Origin of the sequence: Chlorogloea sp. CCALA 695 (genome assembly GCF_003003885.1) — a bacterium.
Classification (GTDB): Bacteria; Cyanobacteriota; Cyanobacteriia; order Cyanobacteriales; family Chroococcidiopsidaceae; genus Aliterella.
Genome location: NZ_PVWN01000113.1, coordinates 1 through 6,101, shown reverse-complemented (window position 1 = coordinate 6,101; position 6,101 = coordinate 1). Strand labels below are relative to the sequence as shown.

Here is a 6,101-nt window from a genome sequence, read left to right as displayed (position 1 = left end):
TAATTCATTACCTCAAGTTTGGTGATGTGCCTGTCCCTTATCGTGTTTAACTATTCATCTGTTCATTCAGCAACGCCGCTAATTCTTCCGGGGAGAAAACCGTACTTCCGTTTACTTCAATCCTATTTACTTTTATTTTCGGGCTTACGATGGGTGCAAGCTGTGGAGGAGTAGGCGATCGCTCTGGAACAATTAAAGGTATTGAAGTATCGGTATTTGGTAGCGTGTCAGGTATTGGAGATGGATTAATTGGCTCTGGTTCTAAAGTTCCTAATGGGATAGGCGGAATTTGTTGAGTAATTACTTCTCTACGGGTGTTAGTTTTGTTAGAATAGTCACAGCAATTATTATTTTGGCTAGGAAGTTTTACTAAACCTTTATGGTCTGTAATATGATTGATTAGTTCGCGGTTGTACTGTGCTTGTTTAAATAAATCCTTATCTACTTCCACAATAGAAATATTTGCACTAAGGGGATAGCTCCAACTTAAGCACATTAAAATTGTGCTAACAAGTAATAAGTAAAAATTCATTCAATTTGTTAAATTGAATTAAAGCTCAGACTTTTTTAATCTAGTCAAACCCTTGAGATATTTTAGTCTACTCTATTTAATCTACCTATGGCAATCAAAGTTTTATTAGTTGATGACGAAGTAAATTTTCAACGAGTTATTAATCAAGTTCTCAAGCGAGAGATCAAAAATGAAAAATATGAGTTTTCTTTTGCTCTGAATGGTCAAGAAGCTCTAGATAAGATATCCACTGGGCTTAAGGTAGACATTGCGTTAGTCGATATTCGGATGCCTGAAATGGACGGGCTAACCTTAATTGAGGAATTAAATAATAGAGGTATTTCATCTATAAGTTCAATTATCATCTCTGCTTATGCCGACACGTTCAATTTTCAAAAAGCTATAAAAGAAAAAGTTTCTGCTTTTTTAGTGAAGCCTATTGAAATTGATGAATTAGAAGAAGCTATTGACAAAGCTTATCTTGCTAATAAACAAAGTAGACAACTATCCAAGCCTTCAGAATCTAAGCAAGCAAAGCGGATTAATAGTTTAATTTCTGACCCGACAAGTCAACAAGTAACGGAAAGTGTTGCCTATAAAATTGTTAGGCAGTTGCCAACTGATAAACAGTTACGAGTTATGCGTCGGCTCATGGAAGGCTTCGATCTTGAGGAACTAAGCGATCTCAAATATGACGTGGAAACTCAAGAATGTGTCGAAATCGAAAAGCAAGAGACTAGAAAAGAAATAGCTGTGCAAGTTTATCAGCAGTTAGGCTTTGACGAAGCTAAAATGCCTTTAATTGCTCTTGAACAAGGGTTTATCGAGGAACGAGTTGTCAAGGCAACACTTATTTCCGGGGATCTTAAAAATTATGGCATTCACTTATACTTGCGTTGGAAGGAAAGAACTAATGATAAGTATGCCTACTTAGGAGCCGCACAGTCTCTCGATGAAAGAACTAAAGCCCTTCTCCTTCTGCTAAATTACTCACCAACTAAAGCAGATATTGTCTTAGAGCTACCCTCCAGAAAAGAGACCCCAAATTAATTGCTTCAAATAAAAGGCACAATTTTGTATTTGTGGCTTTTATTCTAAAAAAGTTAGTCGTGGGAAGATTTAGATTTATTGATACTACCTCAGAACGCCGTGAACCCGTCCTATACACCACTGCAATTAACGCTGCATCACGGCTACCCTTCAGCGACGAGTCTTAGGCGCAAACATGAAATAAAGCCTGTACTTCTCCTATGCTTAAAGCCCTACTCTTCAATAACCTTTGCCCTGTTTTACGTTCAATGGTGATTGCACGGTGATAGTCCTCCGCCGACATTTGCCCCAGCTTCCACGCTTCTTCCAACACTCGACTTAGTCCAGCCATCATTTTGTTAGCATTGCTAAATGCGTATTTTTCGCTCAATCGCGTGTAAATAGCTTGAGTATGCTGATACCTGAGTTCTGCCCAAGGAAAGCTAACTGCGTCTAACTCTCCTCCACTAACTATTTGAGCTATGGTTTTCAGCGCCCCTCGCATTGTTCGCCGCGAAGAAACGCTTAACTGGGACAAGTAGACCAACACTGGATTAAGAGATGATTTATTAGTAGGAGCGATCAGGGGTTGAGCCGAGATCCAAGTAATTTAGTGCCACTTCGCTAAAAAGAATTACTATCTCTAGATTGAGCGCCATAGTCCATTTTGCTCGGTTAATATCTGCTTGTACTACTCAAAACCCCCGCGCATCCATGGAGGCTTCGGTAAGTGGCACTTTTTTACAGCTATCTCGGCTCGACCCCTAATGGAATCGTGACTGTAAACGTTGTGCCAACTCCAACCTCACTAGCAATTATGATGGTGCCACCGTGTAAGTCGACAGAGTTTTTGACAATAGCTAGCCCCAGTCCGGTGCCGGAAATTGTGCCGACATTACTAGCTCTATGAAAGGCTTCAAATAGTTGGGCTTGGTCTGCTTGAGGAATGCCAATACCATGGTCTTGAATGTGGAAACTCACTTCCCCCGCTTGGTAAATAAGCTCAAAATGGACAGTACCACCTGGGGATGAGTATTTGATGGCGTTGGAAAGCAAGTTAGTTAGAATATGTCGCAGCAGCTTTTCATCTATGTAAGCAGTGGTGCCGTTACCCTGATTTGCAAAGGTGATTGTGTAGCTGTCATTGATGAGTTTTAATTCTTCAACCAGAGCTTGACAGAACCGAATCAAGTCCACTGGTGTTGGCTCGAATTGTAGTTTCCCCGCTGCGGCTTTACCCAATAACAGCAGATCATTCAAAAGTTGAGTCATATGCTTAACACTTGTTTGAATTTGCTGGAGATGGGTAAATTTTTGCTCCTCACGCAGCTTGTGACTATACTTTTGGAGTATATCAGCAGAAGATAAAATAGTGGCTAGGGGAGTGCGAAACTCGTGGGAGGTCATCGTGACAAAATGGGATTTGAGTTCGCTCAGTTCCTTTTCTTTATCCAAAGCAATTTGCATTTCTACATTCAACTTCGCCACATCATCCGCCTTGCGTAGCATAACAACAATGATCGTGCTTCTAAGTTCGCCAACCGCATCAATCTCGCATTGCTTCCAGGGCAGGGACTTTAACTGAACCGTCTCTTTCCACAGTGCGAAGGATTTGCGTGGGTGCAGGCGTAGGTCGCCCTCCTCTACTTTGACGGGTTGGTTGGGGTCGCCTCCCCAGTTCACATTCTGGACGACCTCCGGGCGAAACCACAGTATATAGTTTTTCTGCTCCTTGGAGAGCCGCACTGTCAATAAACCGCTAGCCACATTTTTGAAGCCTTTAGCCTCCTCATACAGCCGTGGTAGCGAGTTTGTGCAGAATATCTCATTGTGGGAATGTTTATCTAACCAATTAACCAAGCGCTCAACTTCTGCTACTTTAGGAGTTTCTCCGAGTAGAGTGCAATGGTTGTTGAAATACAAAGCCGCGCCCTTGGCATAAATCAGGTTCAGTAGGTTGGGCTTGTACTTGACCAAACCGTCGGTGAAGTTCTCCTCTTGAGACATATACTCGGCAAATTTGGTTTGGGAACACTTCAAATTCATGAGATACTTGTAATCCTCAATGTCTTCCTTGGCTGCCACCTCTAAAGACAGAACCTGACTAATAAAGTGGCAGACGGCACGAGTTTCGTGAGGTACCCGTTTAGGAGATCGGTGATGACAGGCAACCAGTCCCCACAGTTTACCTTTCTTGGTGAGCGCTATGGTGATAGAGGCAGCGACTCCCATGTTTTGCAAGTACTCAACGTGGATAGGCGAGACACTTCTGAGGGTGGATAAGCTCAAATCAAGCGGTGTTCCGGTGACGGGATTGTCGGCAGGAATGATGGGTACCGGTACAGAGTTGACATTCTCTATCAACCGCACTCTGCTGAGGTTAAACAGTTTGCGCGCCCGTTCAGGGATGTCGGTGGCCGGAAAGTGCAGACCTAGGAAGGAGCCGATGCTCTCTACCCGATCCTCAGCGATTACAGTTCCGTGCCATTCTTCGTCAAACTGGTACATCATAATCCGATCAAAACCGGTCAACCTCCGTAGTTCTTTAACAGCAATTTGGCAGAGTTTCTCGAGGCTTACAGTGTTTTGGAGTATAGACACAGTCGTCTTGGTCAAATAGTAGATGCTGGAAAAACGGATGTCCTCACAAGGCATGGAAGGCTCCATCTCTAGAATTAGCACACCCTCTACACGGTAGATGTTGCTATTAAAAGCTTGTAATCCCTCTTTGACCTGAACCTGCAAGGTAATTTCAAGAGGAATTACGTCTTGCAAATTGTCGTAGGATAGGCAATCTCTTAAGTAGTTGATTTGCTGAGAATCAAGTATTGTATCTAAATTTTTTCCAAGCAGCTCGTATGGCTCGATATCAATAAAAGCCGCCGTATTACCGCTTACCTGCACCACGGTGAAGTCGGGTTCTTTTAAAACCAGGAGTATCCCCTGGGGCTGAATGCACCCCGGTGTGTGGATCGGTTCCTCGTAACACTCAGGAAAATTGGACTGTTGAGCAGAAGTTAGTTCAGAAGTAAGTAGATAACTCATTTTCCTGTATGGATGAAGCGTAATGCTAAACTAAGTATTCCCATAAAAGACTGAAATATCTCGTCTTGCGCCATATAAAATCCATTTGACATCTTTCTAGGTCGGAATTAAGGTAATCACAATCCTTCGAGCCAGTCAGAATGCCGTATTCCAGCAACCTCACTGATAAAGGGGTAGCGAAGCTAGATTCAACCGCCATACGATCCCTGAAACTTGCCCATGGCAGAGCTTCCAGAAAAGTTTCTCTGCTTGAAAAATGTGGAAATATTGAATTCCAAAAATTTTCTAAAATGCTTGTTTAGTAAGAATTTTAGCTATTGCGTGGCGGCAAATCGCAGCTTCGCTACATTTACGCCTATGAGGGGCAATATAACACTGGAATTAGCTATGCTGCGCTCAAGGGGCAGAGTTGATGCTACGAAAGGTTCGGAATGCGGAAATATTTAAGATTAAGCCGAGTACAATCTTCAAGATGGAAGCTGGGATAAGCCCAACAAGCATCCCACCAACAATTGCACCAATTACCGATCCTAAGCTCATTGGTGCAACAGTATCAGCCAGAGCGCGTTGGTCGGCAAATGCTCCACGACTAGCGTACCGGATAATACCCACTATTACGGTTGGTAAACTCACCAAGAGGTTAGCTGTACCTGCCGTCTTAATGTCAGCATCAAAAGCGAAGACAAGTGTGGGGATAATTAGCTCGCCGCCAGCTACTCCAAGGAGACTGCTCACAAGACCAATCGCCAGACCAAACAGTATGCCTGCTACAACGCGCCACAGGAGCGCTGCGGGTAATAGTCCGGGTATCTCTTGAGGAAGAAAGCCCTCAACAATCAGAGCCAGCCCAATTACCACCAGCAACACCAGAATCAGCTGCTCTAACTGCTCGTTTGAGAGCCGTCCAGCCAGAATTACACCGAAAAAGGCAGTTATAACCGCTCCAGAGATCAGTGCCAATAGCACTGGCAAAAAAGGGACGACTGGACTCAATGAAAGCGTGTTACTCCCTATTACCAAGAACGCTGCTAGTGTGACTATGCTGACAGCTAGATTTAGCGGTACAGCCTGACGTGCCGGATATCTCAAAGGACTAGCTAAAACTGGTAACCGGAACTCAGCACCACCTAGACCAATCAGACCGCCCAACAAGTTAATCGGCACGGCGTAAAGAAAAGCCAGTCGGAACCGACGCTCTTGCAGGTTGCTACTAAACGAACTGGTCTTCTTAGTCATGAAAGTTGCTCAAACTTTTGGCTCAATCTACCACGAGAGTGAAATTAGTTTTCCGTTTAATTGCTACTTTATGTCCTACCATCAGTAGCAAATCATTTTGAAAGCGCCTTAGTTGCATTTGAACGTCGCCCAATGGGGGACAAAGAGAAACCCTCAAGCTATTAAAAGTTTGAGGGCAGTTCCCACCAAAGGTTTTGTCTCTGCCGCAATGATGGTTTACACAATTTATAGTAATTGGCGATCGCCTTAAGCGCGACTCCTAATGTTCACAATCCTGCAC

Annotated in this window: 5 protein-coding genes; 1 reads left to right on the top strand and 4 read right to left on the bottom strand. The window is 43.6% G+C overall.

The features are described 5' to 3' along the window. Positions 1–46: 46 nt before the first annotated feature. Positions 47–532 carry a hypothetical protein gene (locus C7B70_RS24760; RefSeq protein ID WP_106371556.1) on the bottom strand — a complete coding sequence of 162 codons (486 nt, stop codon included), beginning with the start codon at positions 530–532 and terminating at the stop codon, positions 47–49. 87 nt (positions 533–619) lie between these two features. Between C7B70_RS24760 and C7B70_RS24755 the strand changes: the two genes are divergently transcribed. After that, a complete protein-coding gene (locus C7B70_RS24755; RefSeq protein WP_106371555.1) occupies positions 620–1,561 on the top strand; it encodes a response regulator in 942 nt (313 codons plus the stop codon). A gap of 163 nt (positions 1,562–1,724) precedes the next feature. Here the strand turns inward: C7B70_RS24755 and C7B70_RS24750 are convergent, their stop codons facing one another. The 3 genes from C7B70_RS24750 to C7B70_RS24740 all read right to left on the bottom strand — a co-directional run bounded on the left by C7B70_RS24750 (position 1,725) and on the right by C7B70_RS24740 (position 5,821). Further along, positions 1,725–2,087: a hypothetical protein gene (locus C7B70_RS24750; protein ID WP_146134171.1), complete on the bottom strand. Its 363-nt coding sequence runs from the start codon at positions 2,085–2,087 to the stop codon at positions 1,725–1,727. Positions 2,088–2,287: 200 nt separating this feature from the next. After that, positions 2,288–4,585: an ATP-binding protein gene (locus C7B70_RS24745; protein WP_106371553.1), complete on the bottom strand. Its 2,298-nt coding sequence runs from the start codon at positions 4,583–4,585 to the stop codon at positions 2,288–2,290. A 396-nt stretch (positions 4,586–4,981) separates the two neighbouring features. Continuing rightward, positions 4,982–5,821, bottom strand: a complete 840-nt coding sequence (locus C7B70_RS24740; RefSeq protein WP_106371552.1) for a sulfite exporter TauE/SafE family protein — start codon at positions 5,819–5,821, stop codon at positions 4,982–4,984. Positions 5,822–6,101 lie beyond the last annotated feature (280 nt).

Excerpts from the sequence above, each read along its gene's own strand:
- C7B70_RS24740 (WP_106371552.1), bottom strand. The coding sequence starts at position 5,821 with ATGACTAAGAAGACCAGTTCGTTTAGTAGCAACCTGCAAGAGCGTCGG.
- C7B70_RS24760 (WP_106371556.1), bottom strand. The coding sequence starts at position 532 with ATGAATTTTTACTTATTACTTGTTAGCACAATTTTAATGTGCTTAAGT.
- C7B70_RS24745 (WP_106371553.1), bottom strand. The coding sequence starts at position 4,585 with ATGAGTTATCTACTTACTTCTGAACTAACTTCTGCTCAACAGTCCAAT.
- C7B70_RS24755 (WP_106371555.1), top strand. The coding sequence starts at position 620 with ATGGCAATCAAAGTTTTATTAGTTGATGACGAAGTAAATTTTCAACGA.